Consider the following 14,131-nt stretch of genomic DNA (forward strand, 5'->3'; position numbering starts at 1 on the left):
TTCCGTGCTTGCGGAGCGGGATCAGGCGTCGAGGATCTGGCCCTCGCGCTGCACCACCGGGGGCTCGACGCTCCACGGGAAGTTGATCCAGTCGTCGGTGCGCTTCCACACGTACTCGCACTTGACCAGCGACTGCGGCTTCTCGTAGATCACCGCGCTGCGCACCTCGGCAACGTGCTCCAGGCAGAAGTCGTGCACCAGCTTGAGCGTCTTGCCGGTGTCGGCGACGTCGTCCGCGATGAGGACCTTCTTGTTGGAGAAGTCGATCGCGTTCGGCACCGGGGCCAGCATGACCGGCATCTCCAGCGTGGAGCCCACACCGGTGTAGAACTCGACGTTCACCAGGTGGATGTTCTTGCAGTCCAGCGCGTAGGCGAGGCCGCCCGCGACGAAGACGCCGCCACGGGCGATCGACAGGATGATGTCCGGCTCGTAGCCGTCGTCCGCGATGGTCTGTGCCAGCTCACGGATGGCCTGCCCGAAGATCGGGTAGGTCAGGTTCTCGCGGATCTCGCTCACTTGCTCTTCGCCCTGTTCCCTGGTCCGTCCGACCTGCGTACGGTCAGACCTGCGTGCGGTGGAAATTCTGGAAGGACCGCGAGGGCGTCGGCCCGCGCTGGCCCTGATAGCGGGAACCGTGCTTCGCGGACCCGTAAGGATGCTCGACGGGGGAGGTCAGCCGGAACATGCACAGCTGGCCGATCTTCATCCCCGGCCACAGCTTGATCGGCAGCGTGGCCATGTTCGACAGCTCCAGCGTCACGTGGCCGGAGAAGCCCGGGTCGATGAAGCCCGCCGTGGAGTGCGTCAGCAGACCGAGCCGGCCGAGGCTGGACTTGCCCTCCAGCCGCGAGGCGACGTCGTCGGGGAGGGTGATCACCTCGTACGTCGAGGCCAGCACGAACTCGCCCGGGTGCAGGATGAACGCCTCGTCGCCCTCCGGCACCACCTCGCGCGTGAGGTCCGCCTGCTCGACCGCGGGATCGATGTGCGGGTACCGGTGGTTCTCGAACACCCTGAAGTAGCGGTCGAGGCGCACATCGATGCTCGACGGCTGGACCATCGATTCGTCGTACGGGTCGATCCGGACTCGGCCGGAATCGATCTCGGCCCGGATGTCCTTGTCTGAGAGAAGCACGCCTCGATGGTACGCGGAGAAGACGGACAACCTGACAACGCGGGCCCGGACCGGCTGCGGACCGGGCCCGCACCGGGCTCATCGCTTCTGCGACTCCACGGGCACCGAATGCCGCAGCCGTGCGCAGCGCGGGCAGCGCAGCAGCCGTCCCGGACCGATCCGGCCGGCGCCGAGGTTCTGCATCGGGAACGAAGCGGTGCTGAACACGTGCCCCTCGGCACAACGAACGACGGTGCGCTCCATAGAGCTCCCTTTCCCCAGGTCCTACTGAATGCGTGCCTCCGGCACGACATAAAAGACAAAAGCCACATTAGGGGATGCATTGGGCCAGCTTGAATGCGGCACCCCGACAAGCCCCCGCGCCGATTGCCGCGCCCCACGGTACGCCCCAACTCCCGCACCCCGCGCCCGCATCCCGCGGCCCCCACACCCCCCTCACACGACGAGAAGGCCACCACGGCGAGTACACCGGGGGCCTTCGATGGGGTAGAGTGTGCGACGATGCGAGACCCCAACGGGTCCCTTCGCGCGGGCGTAGTTTAATGGTAGAACATGAGCTTCCCAAGCTCAGAGCGCGAGTTCGATTCTCGTCGCCCGCTCTTTTGAAAGACTCGGCCAGAGCCGGTCTCCGCACCTCGCGGAGACCGGCTCTGCTGCTTTTCACATGGCTGCTTCTCACGCACCCGGGAGCCCACGGGCCGGCCGCCCCCAAACGGCCGGGCCGCCCGTCCCGGGCGCGGCCCGTCAGTCCAGGCGGGTGGAGACGTACTTGCCGGGGAGTCGCGAGTCGCTCGGGATCAGGGCGGAGCAGTAGCCGTTCATGCCGCCGTAGTACTGGTCGCCGTAGCGCAGCAGGTTGTTGCCGGTGGACGGGCCGACGATGCCGTCGGCGTTGTCCCACGTGTCGTAGAAGGTCTGCTGGAACCACCGCACCTGGTCGGCGGTCCGCGGGCCCCACACGCCGTCCTCGGAGACCTGGGCGTGGCCGACCTGGGCCGCGTAGCTGTTGAGCTGGTGCTGAACGCACCAGACCGCGGAGCCCCGGGTGGTGTTGCCGTAGCCGACGTAGTCCGCGTCCTCGGCCGCGTTGGCCGTGCCGCCGAGTCCCCCGGCGACCAGGGCGGCCGTGCCGAGCACGAGGCCTGCCTTGGCTGTATATCTCTTGAGCACTTGGATGTCTCCCCCGTTCGGTGAAGTTGATCTTTGAACGGAACAGTACGGACGGCGCGGCCATGTCAGAAGGGCCACGTCCCCCCTGCGGACGCCCCTGATGCGTTCCCGCGGCGGCGCGGTGACGTCCGTGACGGAAGCGCAACTTCCACCGCCGGGGCAGAGGATCGATTCGGCGCTCACATACGGGTGACGGGCGCATGCCGGTGCGCCGACCTGGGCAGACCGGACGGGACCCAACTGTCCTTTCCCGAAAGGCATGCCATGCGCCCTGTCACCGCCGTCCTGCTGGGAGCCGCCGCACTCATCGGGCTGCTGGCCGTGCCCGCCGGTGCCGACGACTCCTGGAGCAGATGCTCAGCGTGAACTTCAACGCAGCAGCCGCAGCGCCCGCAGGGCCACGGCGAGGTCGGCCACGGCGGCCGGGTCCCGCAGGGAGCGGCCGGTGAGGTCCTCCAGCCGCCGCAGCCGGTAGCGGACGGTGTTGCGGTGGCAGTACAGCAGCCCCGCCGCCTCGGCCGCCGAACCGCGGGCCGCGAACCAGTGCTCCAGCGTCTCCAGCAGCCGGGCCCGCTCGCCCGGCGGGAGCTCCAGCACGCGCCCGAAGACCGTCCGGGCGATGCGCCCGGCCTCGTCCGGCGAGGCGGCCACCAGCAGGGCGACCGGGCTGTCGTCGAAGCGGGCCACGCCACTCGCCCGCCCGTGCAGCCCGGCCAGGGCGAGGCGCGCGAGGCGCAGGGCCCGGGGCGTGTCCTGGAGCGCCTCGTACCGGGGGCTGACGCCCACCCGGGCACCGACCGCCGCCCGGCCCAGGACGCGCAGGGCCGCCTCCTCGCCGCCCGGGTGCCGCACCGCGACCACGCCGACCTGGAGGTCCGGCAGCAGCCGCCAGGCCGAGTGCGCCTGCTCGGCCAGCAGCCGGGACTCGATGCCCGGCAGCGCCTCCCGGCCCGGCGCGGGCACCTCGGCCGCCACCACGACGAACGGCCCCTCCGCGGGCAGGCCGAGCACGTCGGCGGCCTCCCAGAGCGTGGTGCGGTCCGCGAGCAGGCCCGTGAACAGGGCCTCGACCAGCACGGAGCGCTCGCGCTCGCGCTGGAGCAGCAGCTCGGACGCCTCCTCGCGGTAGGCGTCGCCGGCCGCCGCGGCGAGCCCCTCGTTCACCCACCACGCGGCCAGTGACGCGACGGTGTCGACGGTCACGCCCTGCGCGCCCCGGACGGCCTCGGCCAGCTCGGACCACAGGAACTCGGACCCGATGCGGTAGGCGTGCAGCAGCTCGCCCAGCGGCACTCCCCGGCGGGCGCGCTCGCAGCCCGTGTCCCGGGCCGGCGCCATGTCGGTGACCCGGCCGTCGGCCAGCTGCCCCAGGACCAGCTCGGCATTGCGCCGGCAGGAAGCGCCCAGTTCCTCCAGGGGGATGCGGTCCCCGCTGCCGTAGTAGGCCACCTCGGCACGGATGCGGCGGGCCATGCGCTCGCCCAACTCCCGTGCGCGGCCCAGCAGCTCGGCCGCGACGGGGGCGACCTCGGCCGGTGGAATCGGAGTTCGGCTCATGACCCGCAGGTTACAAAGGCGCCCGCGCCGAGCGGTGTTGTGCACAGGGACAAGCAGCACCCCGCGATTGCTGTGCCCCGGCACATGGCCCGCGGGGCGGCGGGCCGCCACGATAACGGGAACGTTACCGGCCGGTATCGCAGTCCTGTTCCACCTCGCCCCCCTCCTCAGGAGAAACCGTGCCCAGAGCCGCATCGACAAGCGACAAGAGCACCAAGGGCGTCAACCCCCACACCACCACCAGGACTTGGCTGCCATCCCTGGCCGGCTGCGCTCTCCTCGCCACCGCCCTCACCACCGTGACCACCCCCGCCCACGCCACCGGGCAGGCCCCGGCCGGCACCGGCCGCGGCACGTCGTACGTGGCGCTCGGGGACTCCTTCGCCGCGGGCTCCGGGATCCCCCTGTCCACCGGGGGTCTCTGCCTGCGCTCCGACCACAGCTACAGCCACGTCGTCGCCGCCTCCCTGGCCTCCGCGTCGTATACGGACGCGTCCTGCGCCGGGGCGAAGGCGGAGGCCCTCACCGCCGTGCAGACCGACGCCGGGATCCCCGTCAACCGGCCCCAGCTGGACGCCGTCGGCGCGGACACCGGACTGGTCACCCTCACCGCCGGCGGCAACAACCTCGGCACCTCGGACCTCGGCTTCGTCGACGTCGTGGTCGCCTGCTCGACCCTCTCGGCGACCAAACCCCTCGGCTCCCCCTGCCACGACTTCTACGGGGACACCCTCGCCAAGCGGCTGGACGCCGTCACGCCGAAGCTCACCGACGCCCTACGGCGGATCCACGCCAAGGCGCCCGGGGCCAAGGTGCTGGTCGTCGGCTACCCGTCGGTGATACCGGACGACCCGAAGCAGTGCCTCGGCAAACTGCCGGTCACCAGCGGCGATCTGACGTACCTGCGCTCGGTCGTCGACCGGCTCAACGACACGGTCGCCTCGGCCGCGGCCGCGGGTGGTGCCACGTACGTCGACACGCTCACCCCCACGACCGGACACGACAGCTGCTCGGCCGACCCCTGGATCGAAGGACTCCTCCCCCATGCGCCCACCCTGCCGCTGCACCCCAACGCCACGGGTGAGCGCGTCCGGGGCGAGGCGGTGCTGAACGCGCTCCACCGCTGACCCCACCGCGAGACGACCCCCCGGTCCGGGGACCGGGGGGTCATGCGCCGTCCGGGCCGCCCCCGGACACCGGCAGCGTCCAGTCGTTGACGAGCCGCCTGGCCCGCCCGGCGTCGTCCGGGAAGACCAGCACCTGGAGCCGCCAGGGCGGGCCGGCCGGGCGGCGGCGCCGGGGGCAGGGGGCGACCGTGGACCGGATCCCGCAGGTGTCGAGGAACGCGCGGATCTCGTCGGCGGCCGCCGCGGTGGCCACGCGGGCCACCGGCACCAGCAGTCCGTACGGATAGGGCCGCCCGCCCCCGCCGAGCAGCGGGGAGCGGATGCCCAGTCGGGCCAGATATCTCACCGGTGGAACCGCCCTGTGCGAGGTGACCGGCAGGTCAGTGGTGGCCCTCGGCGACCGCCTGTACCTCGGCCTCGTGCGGATGGGCCTCGACGGCCTCCCGGTACTCCTCCGCGGTCGGCTTGGCAATCTGGCCGCCCGGGCCGAAGAAGGCTCCCGACAGGCGGGTGCGCATCCGCTCCGACCAGGTGATCTGCCGCCGGGTGCCGTGCTCGTCCACCTCCGGCGCCAACGCGAGGGGCGCGGGTTGCTCGTGCGCGGTGAAGTAGTACATGTCCTCCTGCGGCAACGGCTCGTGGATCTCCACGTATTCGCCGTGCGGCATGCGCGTGATGATGCCGGACTCGCGCCCGTGCAGGACCTTCTCCCGGTCGCGGTGCTGGAGGCCGAGGCACCACCTCTTGGTGATGACGAAGACCAGGACGGGCAGCACGAAGAAGCCGATCCGCACCATCCAGGTGATCGCGTTGAGCGACAGGTGGAAGTGCGTCGCGAACAGGTCGTTGCCGCCGCCCACCAGCAGCAGCGCGTACTCGGAGATCCAGGCCGCGCCGAACGCGGTGCGTGTGGGGTTGTTGCGGGGGCGCTCGGTGATGTGGTGCTCACGCCTGTCCCCGGTGAGCCACGCCTCGAAAAAGGGGTAGCACCACAGGGCGAGCAGGATCAGCGGGAAGATCATCAGCGGGATGAGCACCCCGAGCACCAGGGTGTGCCCCGCGAAGTCGACCTCCCAGCCCGGCATCACGCGGATCAGGCCCTCCGAGTAGCCCATGTACCAGTCGGGCTGTGCGTCGGTGGTCACCTCGTCGGGCCGGTAGGGCCCGTACGACCAGATCGGGTTGACCTGCGCGATGGCGGAGAAGACGGCGAGGATGCCCGAGACGAGGAAGAAGAAGCCGCCCGCCTTCGCCATGTAGACGGGCATCAGGGGCATGCCCACCACGTTCTTGTTGTTCCTGCCGGGCCCGAAGCCCTGGGTGTGCTTGTGGTAGAAGACCAGGATCAGGTGGGCCGCCAGCAGGCCCACCATGATGCCGGGGATCAGCAGCACGTGGACGGTGAAGAGCCGCGGCACCCAGATCGAGCCGGGGTACTCCCCGCCGAACAGGAACATCACGATGTACGTGCCGACGATCGGCAGCGACAGGATCGCGCCCTCCATGAACCGGATGCCGGTGCCGGACAGCAGGTCGTCGGGGAGCGAGTAGCCCATGAACCCGTCGAACATGCCGAGGATCAACAGCCCGGCGCCGAACAGCCAGTTGAGTTCGCGCGGCTTCCGGAAGGCGCCCGTGAAGAAGACGCGCATCATGTGCACCAGCATCGCCATGATGAAGACGAGCGCAGCCCAGTGGTGCAGCTGACGGATCAGCAGTCCGCCCCGGATGTCGAAGCTGATGTCCAGGGTCGACTTGTAGGCGTCCGACATCAGGAGGCCGTTCAGCGGCGTGTACCTGCCGTGGTAGACGACCTCGTTCATGCTCGGCTTGAAGAACAGCGTCAGATAGACGCCGGTCAGGATGATGATCAGGAAGGAGTAGAGCGCGACCTCGCCCAGCATGAAGGACCAGTGGTCGGGAAAGATCTTCCGGAGGTTCGCCTTGGCGAGCGAGTAGATCCCGACCCGGCCGTCGGCCCAGGTCGCGAGCCGCTCGCCCTTCGACGGCGGAGCGCCGGCACCCGGCCCGGCTGCAGGGGTGTGTTGCGTACTGGTCATGCGCCGCGCTCCCGGAACCTGGTGGGCAGCGCGCCCCGGCCTGCCCCTTTATCCGACAATTACCGCAAATGACGCCATCTCTGGCACGATGCCCCCATCTTCCACGCGTCCGGCTGAATAACGCGTGATTTGGCGGGGAGTGTCGGATTGATCCCGGGCGGGCCGGATCCCTTGCTTCCTTGGAGGGCGGCTACTCCTCGTTCTCGCCCTCGTCCTCGTACGGCGCCTCCTCGGCGAGCCGCTCGCCGATGTCGTCGGCCCACTCCTGGGCCCAGCGCCGCAGATCGGCGATCTCGTCATCGTCGAGGCCGTAGGCGGCGAACTCGCGGTCGTCGATCCACTCGGCGCCGCCGAGCCGTGCCTGCAGGTCTGCGAGGTCGAACTCGTCCCAGGCGTGACGTCGCCCGTACTCCTCCAGCTCGGCGCGGGACCAGCGATCGGACGCGGCACGGATGTCGATGAGGTCCCGGGCCAGCCCCCGGCCGACGAGGGCGCGCATCTTGGTGCCCACCAAGTCCTCCACGGCGAGCACCGGCCCGTACTTCGTGTCCAGGGCCGGGCGCCACATCGTCTCTTTGAGGACGTCGACCTCGCAGTGCGCGTCGAGCACCGGATCGGTGACCGCGAAGCGGGCCGACAGCGGTGCGGACTCCACCTCCTCGACCTGCCAGCCGCGGGCCTCCAGCCCGGTGCGCAGGGCCTGGACGATGTCGCTCATCGGCGCCTGGGTGTCCGTGGCGAGGTCCAGGTCGTCGCTCCAGCGGTCCACCAGGCCGTGCACCCGTACCGCATGGCCGCCGGTCAGGACCAGTGGGTAGGGCGAACCCACGTCGAGCACGTCGGCGAGCAGTCGGCACTGCAGTTCGGAAAAGTTCACGCGGCGGTCTCGCGGTCGGGGCCGAAGGGGCTCGGCCCCGACCGGACGGAGATGACGGACTCGGGCGGCATGGCCGCGATTATCCCGCCGCCCCCGCGCGAAGCGCGCCGCTCAGCGCCCCGACCACCCCTCCAGATGACGGTGCACCGTGACCTCCGGCCGGGTGGAGGCCGCGGCGGTCGTCGAGGACGGGTCGGCCAGCACTTCCTTGACCTCGGCGGCCAGGGCGTCGGCCCGCTGCTTGAGGTCGGTGGCGGGGATGCCGGAGCGGGTGAGGGCGTCCAGCCGGCGGTGGATGTCGGCGAGCCGGTGCTGGGCCGACGGGGTGAGGCGGGTGGGCCGGGGGGTGGAGACGACGAACTGGTAGGCGCCCGCGAGGGTCTGGCAGCCGGTGCAGTGCTCGTTGCGGGCGCGGCCGTCGTTGACGGCGGTGAGGTGCACGTGATCGCCCGCGAGGGTGACGATCTGGAAGGACAGGGCCACCGAGCGGCAGGCGTCGTCGGCGGTGCACCCGGCGGAGGTGGCGATGGCCTCGTTACCGACCCGGGCGCCCGAGACGGTGCCGAACTGGTGGACGGTGAAGCTGTCGCTGTACGAGGTGTGGTGGCGGTGGTTGGCAAGGGTCCGGACGTCGTCGTGGGTGACGGCGATGCCCTCGGAGGCCTGGGCCGGGCCGGCGGTGGCGGCCGCGGCGAGGCCGGCGGCGAGCAGTCCCAGGCGCAGGAAGTTACGGGAGATGTGCAGGTTCACAAGGGTCTCCTGGTGGTTCTCAGCGTGTTGCGGACGGAGCGGCCGCCGGGGCGGTGGGCGCCGGGGCCGTGGTGGCCGCCACGGGCGGGGAGGTGACCGCGGACGGGGCCGGGGCCGGGCTCGTCGGGGGCACGGCCGACGGATGCGCGGCGGTGCCGGTGGGCGCCGGCTTGGGCGGGGAAGTCGGGGCCGCCGTGGCGGGCGGCAGCGGCGCGGCGGGGCTGGGCGCCGGGGCGGCGGCCGTGGGCTTCGGGGCCGGGCCGTGCGGGTCCGGTGGGGCCGCCGCAGGCGAGGCGGGGGCGGCGATCGGCGGGGCTGGGCTGGGCAGCCCGGGGGCGGGCGGCGGGGTGCGCCAGGGCAGCGGGGAGACGGGGGGCTGCGCGCCGTCCGGGGTCCACACCCCGGGCATGGAGCCCCGGACCGGTTCGTGGCCGGGCAGCGTCGGACGAGTGGTGGGCTCGGGCGGCAGCACCGTGGGCACGTGGGGCTGGAGGATGGGCGCGATGGGCGGCTTGGGCGGCAGCGGCTTGGGCGTGACTCCGCTGAGCCAGGCGAAGCCCAGCGCCGCGGCCACCACGGTGAGCCCCGCCGCCAGCCCGATGCGCAGCCGCGGCCGCCCGGCCGTGTAGCGCAGCGCGTTGCGGCCGAGGCGTCCGCTGAGCCGGACGGACAGATAGGTCATGCCGGCCAGCGGGCAGACGAGCATGAGGCTGCCGAGCACACCGGCGAGCCCGCTCAGCAGCTCCCCGTCGGCGAACGCCTCGTAGGTGCCGATGAGTTGGAGGGTGAGCGAGCGCACCCCGGTGGCCACGAGACGGGGCAGGTTCCACAGCGCGTAGAACAGCTCCGCGGCCAGCAGCGGGACCATGGTCAGCACCCAGGAGGTGACGATCACCCGGGTCCTGCGCTTGAGTTCGGCGACGGCCGGGTCGGGCCGCCGGCCGGGGACCATGCTGAGCAGGATCGGTTTGATCTTGCCGTAGAGGTCCGGGACCCCGGCGAGGTCGCCGAGGATGAAGTAGCCGTCGAGCCGGACGGCGGGCATCAGCTGTTCCAGCACCTCGAAGTGGCCGAGGTAGACGGCACACAGCAGGAAGGGCTGACCGGTGGCGAAGTACGCGCCGGTCAGCAGCAGCATGAAGACGACGTTGAAGTAGACGCCGCCGAGGTCGGTGCGCAGCCGCCCGGCGCGGCCGATCCGGTAGACGTCGGTGACGTCCGTGTACATCGACGGCCAGATCAGGAAGAGGCCGCAGCCGATACAGCCGGGATGGGCGCCGTCGTATCTGCACGCCGAGGCGTGCCCGAACTCGTGGAAGACCAGCGAGGCCACGGTGAGCCCGAAGACCACGAGCAGCAGCAGGGGCTGGTCGAGGACCCGGAGCACGGGCGTCATGGCGCCGTGGATGCCGAACAGCCAGATGTCCATGGCGGCGGCGAGCGCAAGGACGACCGCCACCACGGGCGGCCGGTGCAGCCAGGCCAGCGCACGGGCGATGACGGCCACCCGCCGCTCGTTGAAGATGACGCGATGGCCCTTGAGCCCGAGCAGCAAGTCGCTGCGCGGGCCCGTCACTTCGTCGCTCTCCTGACCGTGCGGCACGGTGATGCCGAGCGGTTCGAGCTTGTTCTCGACCAGGTAGGCGATGTTGTCGGCGCTGACTTCACGCCCGTAGCCGAGGCTCACCTCGCGGGCGACGGCCCGCATGTCGCGGGTGCCGTCGATGGCGGAGGCGACCAGGTGGAGCAGGCGGGACAGCTGCACCACCTGACCGTCGCCACGGCGGGCGATGTACTTGGGCTCGGTGAATCCCGAGCCCTGGTACTCGCCGTGCAGCCGCAGTCCGGCGCCGAGCCGTGGGACGCGGCCCTCCGCTTCGGACTGCGACGGCGGTACGGGCTGCCGTACGACGGGCAGCTTCAGGGTCTCGGACTCCCCGTCCCCGTACACCGCCGGTTCGGCGTACGGGAAGCCTCCGAGCCCCGGCACCGGAGCGCCGACGTCCCCTGTCCGGATGTCGGCGAGCACACTGCCGGTGCGAAGCGTGGCGGTCTCGTCGGTTGTGCGATGGCGGCTGCGGCCGGCCTCGTGGTCTCCGACCACCGTCATCTGGTTCCTCCCCCTCGACGAAACCGCACTGTCCCCCCTGTCGGCGGGCCGCGCCTTCCCCTGAGCGCGGCCCGCCGAGCGTGTGGGCCAGGCCTACTGCTTGATGGAGATCGCCTGGGTGGCCTCGGACTGCGCGACCGCGAAGGGCGAGTTGTCGTTGACGGCCAGCGACTCGTTGTGCGCCGAGACGTGGGCGATGTGCTTGGTGACGTTGGTGGTGCGGGTGAAGCTGAACTTCAGCTTCCCGAGGGCCTCACGGCCGGGCAGCAGTTCGGCGGACTCGGCGTCGAGCTCACGCGGGTTCATGCTCATGGCTATGCCTTTCGGATCTGGGTATGCGACGGACGGATGCCGGGACCGGCTACTGCTGGATGGCGATCGCCTGGGTGGCGGACGACTGGGCCACGGCCTCCGGCGAGCAGACGTTCAGCGCCACCGAGGAGTTGTGTGCCGAGACATGGGCGACGTGCTTGGTGACGTTGGTGGTGCGGGTGAAGCTGAACTTCAGCTTCCCGAGGGCCTCACGGCCGGGCAGCAGTTCGGCGGACTCGGCTTCCATCTCGTGCATGTCGAGCATGGGTTTCCCCCTCCGGGACGGTGGTTCGGTGGTTCATGAAGAGCGCCGGCGGCACGGGCAGGACCCCCCGGCCCGCGTCCGATGCGGTCGGACGAGCTGTCCAACGAGATTGGACAGTAGTGGCGTCCACCGGCACCGCGCAAGCCGTTCCCGGGAACCGCCCCCGTAGAATCGGTTCCACCCGAGCGCGCCCGAGCCAGCCGAGAGCAGGAAGCGACCGTCAGTGGCCAACGCACTGCAGCAGATCATCAGACAGCGCCTCGACCAGCAGGGGTGGTCCTACGGGGACGTCGCCCGCCGCGGCGGCATCCCCCGCTCGACCGTGCACCACCTGGCCACCACCGACCGCCTGGTGCGCATGCCCCAGCCGTCGACGCTCGAGGGCCTGTCCCGCGGGCTCGACATCCCGCTGGACACCGTCCGGCGGGCCGCCGCCGAGACCTGTGGGATCCACCTCTACCCGACGGCCGAGGACGAGCCCGCCGACCGCCCGGACCCCGAGGTCGACCTGCTGATCGCCAGTGTCCAGCGGCTGTCGGCGGACGACCGCAGACATGTCGCGGCCCTGGTGGAGTCACTCCTCGAGCGCGCCCCCAAGGACGACGACCGGACGCGCTGAACAGGCCCTGCGCACACGGCGGTTCGTATGCGGACGCCGCCCCCGCGCCACCGGTTCCCGGAGCAGTTGAATCCGGTGAATATTCCCGTCCGGCCCAGGATCATGCCCCTTCCCGGCTATCGTCTCGACCTGCCAAAGCCAGGGGGAATGAGTGCTCGTTGTCAGTGGTGGCTCGACGTCCAACGCCGTCGTACGGGGGCGCACCGGGGAGTCCGTGGTGCTGCTCTCCGGCGAACTGCCCGACGTGCTCACCGATCGGAGCGTCGCCGAACTCCTCGACCTGGCGGCCGCCGTGCTGACCGGCGAGGAAATGGACATGTTCCGCGAATGCCTGCGGGAGCTGCGCAGCGGGGAACGGCTCGGCGGGCGCCGCGTGACGGCCGGGGGCGCCGTGCTCACCGTCTACTACGAGAGCTGAGCCGCGTACGGCGCACGAAGAGCCGCCCCCGGGATCGCCGGGGGCGGCTCCTGTTCACCGGTAGCGCCGGTCGGCGAGCCGGGGTCAGTGGCCCTCGTGGTGTCCGCGGTCCTCGTCGTGTCCGCGGTGGTGGTGCTCGTGGTGCTCGTGGTGCCGCCAGTCGTTCACCTCGTCGATCAGGTCCCCGTTGCCGGAGCCGTTTCCGGACAGGATCGGGATGTCGTCGAGGATGTGCGACAGCGGATCGTCGCCGTCGTTGATCGTGGAGTTCTCGGTGCACATCTGCTGCTGCTGCGAGGACAGGATCGGGATGTCCTGCAGGCCGATGTTCAGCAGGCCGACGATCGACTGGGCGCCCAGCTTCCCGATGGCGATGCACGGCTTGTTGAGCGAACCGTTGATCAGCCCCATCTGCGGGCTCATATAGCCGCCGGTCCAGGTGTTGCCGTACATCTGGGCAGCGCCGTTCGCGTTGGCGACGTCCCTTCCGTCACCCGCCGCCAGGGCGGGTCCCGCGGTGGCGCCGACGGCGGAGAATGCCAGCGCGGTCGCGGCCACAACCTTTTTGATCACAGTGGTTCCTTCGCTCCGGGTCGACGAATTCCAAGAACTGTCTGCCTAACCCGGGGCACCCTCGGAAGGTTATCGGGCTTCATTCGTTCGGCCCCATCCGGCGGCGCTATCAGAATAAATAGGGAGACTGCAACCGCCCCGGCAGGCACACGGAAATCCCCCCGCAGCGGGTCCCGCACACCCGCCGCAGGGGGATTTTCCCGAATGTTCGGCCCGGGCCGGTCAGTGACCGTGCTCCTCCACCTGCCCGTGCACGAACTCGTGCTCGGAGTTTCCGGAGCCGTTGCCCGACAGGATCGGGATCTCGTCCAGGATGTGCGACAGCGGGTCGTCACCGTCGTTGATCGTGGAGTTGTCGGTGCACTGCTGCTGCTGCTGCGACGTGAGGATCGGGATGTCCTGGACGCCGATGTTGAGCAGGGCGATCACGGACTGGATGTTGATCTTCCCGATGCCCAGGCAGGGCTTGTTGAGCGTGCCCTGGATGAGGCTCATCTGCGGGCTTTCCTTGCCGTCCGTGTGCGTGTTGCCGTAACCGGTCTTGGCACCGTTGGCGTTCAGGACGTCCTGGTCGTTGCCGATGGCCATCGCGGGAGAGGCGATGGCGCCGACCGCGGAAGCGGTCACGGCCGCCGTGGTGAGAACCTGCTTGAGCACGGTATTGCCTTTCGATCGAGTAGCGCCCCCACTGAGAAAGCGTTCTGAATAACTCCGACCCATTCCGGAAGTTCCGAGCTTTCACTCATTCGAGCCAGTGCGGACGGCATCGACCAGAAGGAAATTATCGAGTGTTTCGCCGATAAGAAAAAATGCTGGTCAGGGTGACATAGCGGTACTGCCCGCCACGCTCGCTGCGCAGTTCCCCACGCTCTATCAGATGCGCGATGGTCCACGGCGAGAGCCCCAGCAGCGAGGCCGCGGTGCGTATCGGGACGCTCAGCCCCTCGAAGACCGCCGGCATGGACCCCTCCGCGGTACTGCCGGCCACCGTGCCGGTGCCCGTCGCGGAGCCGCCCGCGGTGGAGTCGTCGTGTGCGGCGTAGGCGTAAAAGTCGATTGCGGCAGCAACGTGTCGTGCCATGTCGACGCCCACCATCCCCTCGGTCCGGTTCGGGTTTCCGTACTGGCCGCCTGGCCAGTCAGCGTAGCCGGAAG

17 protein-coding genes, 1 tRNA gene and 1 pseudogene are annotated in these 14,131 nt (G+C 70.4%); 4 read left to right on the plus strand and 15 right to left on the minus strand.

Annotated features, from left to right (window positions below; translation table 11 throughout):
• Positions 1-21 precede the first annotated feature (21 nt).
• The 3 genes from AC1Z4A_RS14970 to AC1Z4A_RS14980 form a co-directional block, all read right to left on the minus strand.
• Positions 22-519: a phosphoribosyltransferase gene (locus AC1Z4A_RS14970; RefSeq protein ID WP_483679224.1), complete on the minus strand. Its 498-nt coding sequence runs from the start codon at positions 517-519 to the stop codon at positions 22-24.
• Positions 520-562: 43 nt separating this feature from the next.
• Complete coding sequence (gene dcd / locus AC1Z4A_RS14975; protein ID WP_483679226.1) at positions 563-1,138, minus strand: dCTP deaminase; 576 nt, start codon at positions 1,136-1,138, stop codon at positions 563-565.
• Positions 1,139-1,216: 78 nt separating this feature from the next.
• Positions 1,217-1,381: a hypothetical protein gene (locus AC1Z4A_RS14980; RefSeq protein WP_483679227.1), complete on the minus strand. Its 165-nt coding sequence runs from the start codon at positions 1,379-1,381 to the stop codon at positions 1,217-1,219.
• Between the two features lie 285 nt (positions 1,382-1,666).
• Here AC1Z4A_RS14980 and AC1Z4A_RS14985 point away from each other — a divergent pair.
• Positions 1,667-1,737, plus strand: a tRNA-Gly gene (locus AC1Z4A_RS14985).
• 145 nt (positions 1,738-1,882) lie between these two features.
• Here AC1Z4A_RS14985 and AC1Z4A_RS14990 read toward each other — a convergent pair.
• Both AC1Z4A_RS14990 and AC1Z4A_RS14995 read right to left on the minus strand, forming a co-directional pair.
• Positions 1,883-2,308, minus strand: a complete 426-nt coding sequence (locus AC1Z4A_RS14990; RefSeq protein WP_483679229.1) for a peptidoglycan-binding domain-containing protein — start codon at positions 2,306-2,308, stop codon at positions 1,883-1,885.
• A 369-nt stretch (positions 2,309-2,677) separates the two neighbouring features.
• Positions 2,678-3,865, minus strand: a complete 1,188-nt coding sequence (locus AC1Z4A_RS14995; RefSeq protein WP_483679231.1) for a PucR family transcriptional regulator — start codon at positions 3,863-3,865, stop codon at positions 2,678-2,680.
• A gap of 179 nt (positions 3,866-4,044) precedes the next feature.
• On the opposite strand from AC1Z4A_RS14995, the gene AC1Z4A_RS15000 reads away from it, so the two are divergent.
• Entirely contained in the window at positions 4,045-4,992 is a 948-nt protein-coding gene (locus tag AC1Z4A_RS15000; RefSeq protein WP_483679233.1) for an SGNH/GDSL hydrolase family protein, read from the plus strand.
• Between the two features lie 40 nt (positions 4,993-5,032).
• On the opposite strand, the gene AC1Z4A_RS15005 is transcribed toward AC1Z4A_RS15000, so the two are convergent.
• The 7 genes from AC1Z4A_RS15005 to AC1Z4A_RS15035 form a co-directional block, all read right to left on the minus strand.
• Positions 5,033-5,338 (minus strand): hypothetical protein, encoded by a 306-nt coding sequence (locus AC1Z4A_RS15005; RefSeq protein WP_483679235.1) that lies wholly within the window; start codon positions 5,336-5,338, stop codon positions 5,033-5,035.
• 34 nt (positions 5,339-5,372) lie between these two features.
• Entirely contained in the window at positions 5,373-7,052 is a 1,680-nt protein-coding gene (gene qcrB, locus AC1Z4A_RS15010; protein ID WP_483679236.1) for a cytochrome bc1 complex cytochrome b subunit, read from the minus strand.
• Between the two features lie 190 nt (positions 7,053-7,242).
• Positions 7,243-7,929, minus strand: a complete 687-nt coding sequence (locus AC1Z4A_RS15015; protein WP_483679237.1) for a nucleotidyl transferase AbiEii/AbiGii toxin family protein — start codon at positions 7,927-7,929, stop codon at positions 7,243-7,245.
• Between the two features lie 111 nt (positions 7,930-8,040).
• Positions 8,041-8,679 carry a hypothetical protein gene (locus tag AC1Z4A_RS15020; protein WP_483679239.1) on the minus strand — a complete coding sequence of 213 codons (639 nt, stop codon included), beginning with the start codon at positions 8,677-8,679 and terminating at the stop codon, positions 8,041-8,043.
• A 19-nt stretch (positions 8,680-8,698) separates the two neighbouring features.
• Positions 8,699-10,789: a hypothetical protein gene (locus AC1Z4A_RS15025; protein ID WP_483679241.1), complete on the minus strand. Its 2,091-nt coding sequence runs from the start codon at positions 10,787-10,789 to the stop codon at positions 8,699-8,701.
• 93 nt (positions 10,790-10,882) lie between these two features.
• Positions 10,883-11,101 carry a hypothetical protein gene (locus tag AC1Z4A_RS15030; protein ID WP_483679243.1) on the minus strand — a complete coding sequence of 73 codons (219 nt, stop codon included), beginning with the start codon at positions 11,099-11,101 and terminating at the stop codon, positions 10,883-10,885.
• 49 nt (positions 11,102-11,150) lie between these two features.
• A complete protein-coding gene (locus AC1Z4A_RS15035; protein ID WP_483679245.1) occupies positions 11,151-11,366 on the minus strand; it encodes a hypothetical protein in 216 nt (71 codons plus the stop codon).
• Positions 11,367-11,589: 223 nt separating this feature from the next.
• On the opposite strand from AC1Z4A_RS15035, the gene AC1Z4A_RS15040 reads away from it, so the two are divergent.
• Positions 11,590-11,985 carry a helix-turn-helix domain-containing protein gene (locus AC1Z4A_RS15040; RefSeq protein ID WP_483679246.1) on the plus strand — a complete coding sequence of 132 codons (396 nt, stop codon included), beginning with the start codon at positions 11,590-11,592 and terminating at the stop codon, positions 11,983-11,985.
• 151 nt (positions 11,986-12,136) lie between these two features.
• The gene (locus tag AC1Z4A_RS15045; protein ID WP_483679248.1) at positions 12,137-12,403 is read left to right on the plus strand and encodes a hypothetical protein; all 267 of its coding nucleotides are present in this window, start codon (positions 12,137-12,139) and stop codon (positions 12,401-12,403) included.
• 186 nt (positions 12,404-12,589) lie between these two features.
• On the opposite strand, the pseudogene AC1Z4A_RS15050 reads toward AC1Z4A_RS15045, so the two are convergent.
• The 3 genes and pseudogenes from AC1Z4A_RS15050 to AC1Z4A_RS15060 all read right to left on the minus strand — a co-directional run.
• Positions 12,590-12,976, minus strand: a pseudogene (locus AC1Z4A_RS15050) (rodlin); the annotation flags it as partial.
• Between the two features lie 222 nt (positions 12,977-13,198).
• Positions 13,199-13,633 (minus strand): rodlin, encoded by a 435-nt coding sequence (locus AC1Z4A_RS15055; protein WP_483679250.1) that lies wholly within the window; start codon positions 13,631-13,633, stop codon positions 13,199-13,201.
• Positions 13,634-13,757: 124 nt separating this feature from the next.
• Positions 13,758-14,057, minus strand: coding sequence for a hypothetical protein (locus AC1Z4A_RS15060; protein ID WP_483679251.1), 300 nt, complete (start codon positions 14,055-14,057; stop codon positions 13,758-13,760).
• Between the last annotated feature and the right edge of the window lie 74 nt (positions 14,058-14,131).

This window comes from Streptomyces sp. 17_S59, from assembly GCF_056930295.1.

Coding starts and splice junctions, on each gene's coding strand:
- AC1Z4A_RS15025 (WP_483679241.1), bottom strand. CDS start 10,789: ATGACGGTGGTCGGAGACCACGAGGCCGGCCGCAGCCGCCATCGCACA.
- AC1Z4A_RS15035 (WP_483679245.1), bottom strand. CDS start 11,366: ATGCTCGACATGCACGAGATGGAAGCCGAGTCCGCCGAACTGCTGCCC.
- AC1Z4A_RS14980 (WP_483679227.1), bottom strand. CDS start 1,381: ATGGAGCGCACCGTCGTTCGTTGTGCCGAGGGGCACGTGTTCAGCACC.
- AC1Z4A_RS14995 (WP_483679231.1), bottom strand. CDS start 3,865: ATGAGCCGAACTCCGATTCCACCGGCCGAGGTCGCCCCCGTCGCGGCC.
- AC1Z4A_RS15060 (WP_483679251.1), bottom strand. CDS start 14,057: ATGGCACGACACGTTGCTGCCGCAATCGACTTTTACGCCTACGCCGCA.
- AC1Z4A_RS15030 (WP_483679243.1), bottom strand. CDS start 11,101: ATGAGCATGAACCCGCGTGAGCTCGACGCCGAGTCCGCCGAACTGCTG.
- qcrB (WP_483679236.1), bottom strand. CDS start 7,052: ATGACCAGTACGCAACACACCCCTGCAGCCGGGCCGGGTGCCGGCGCT.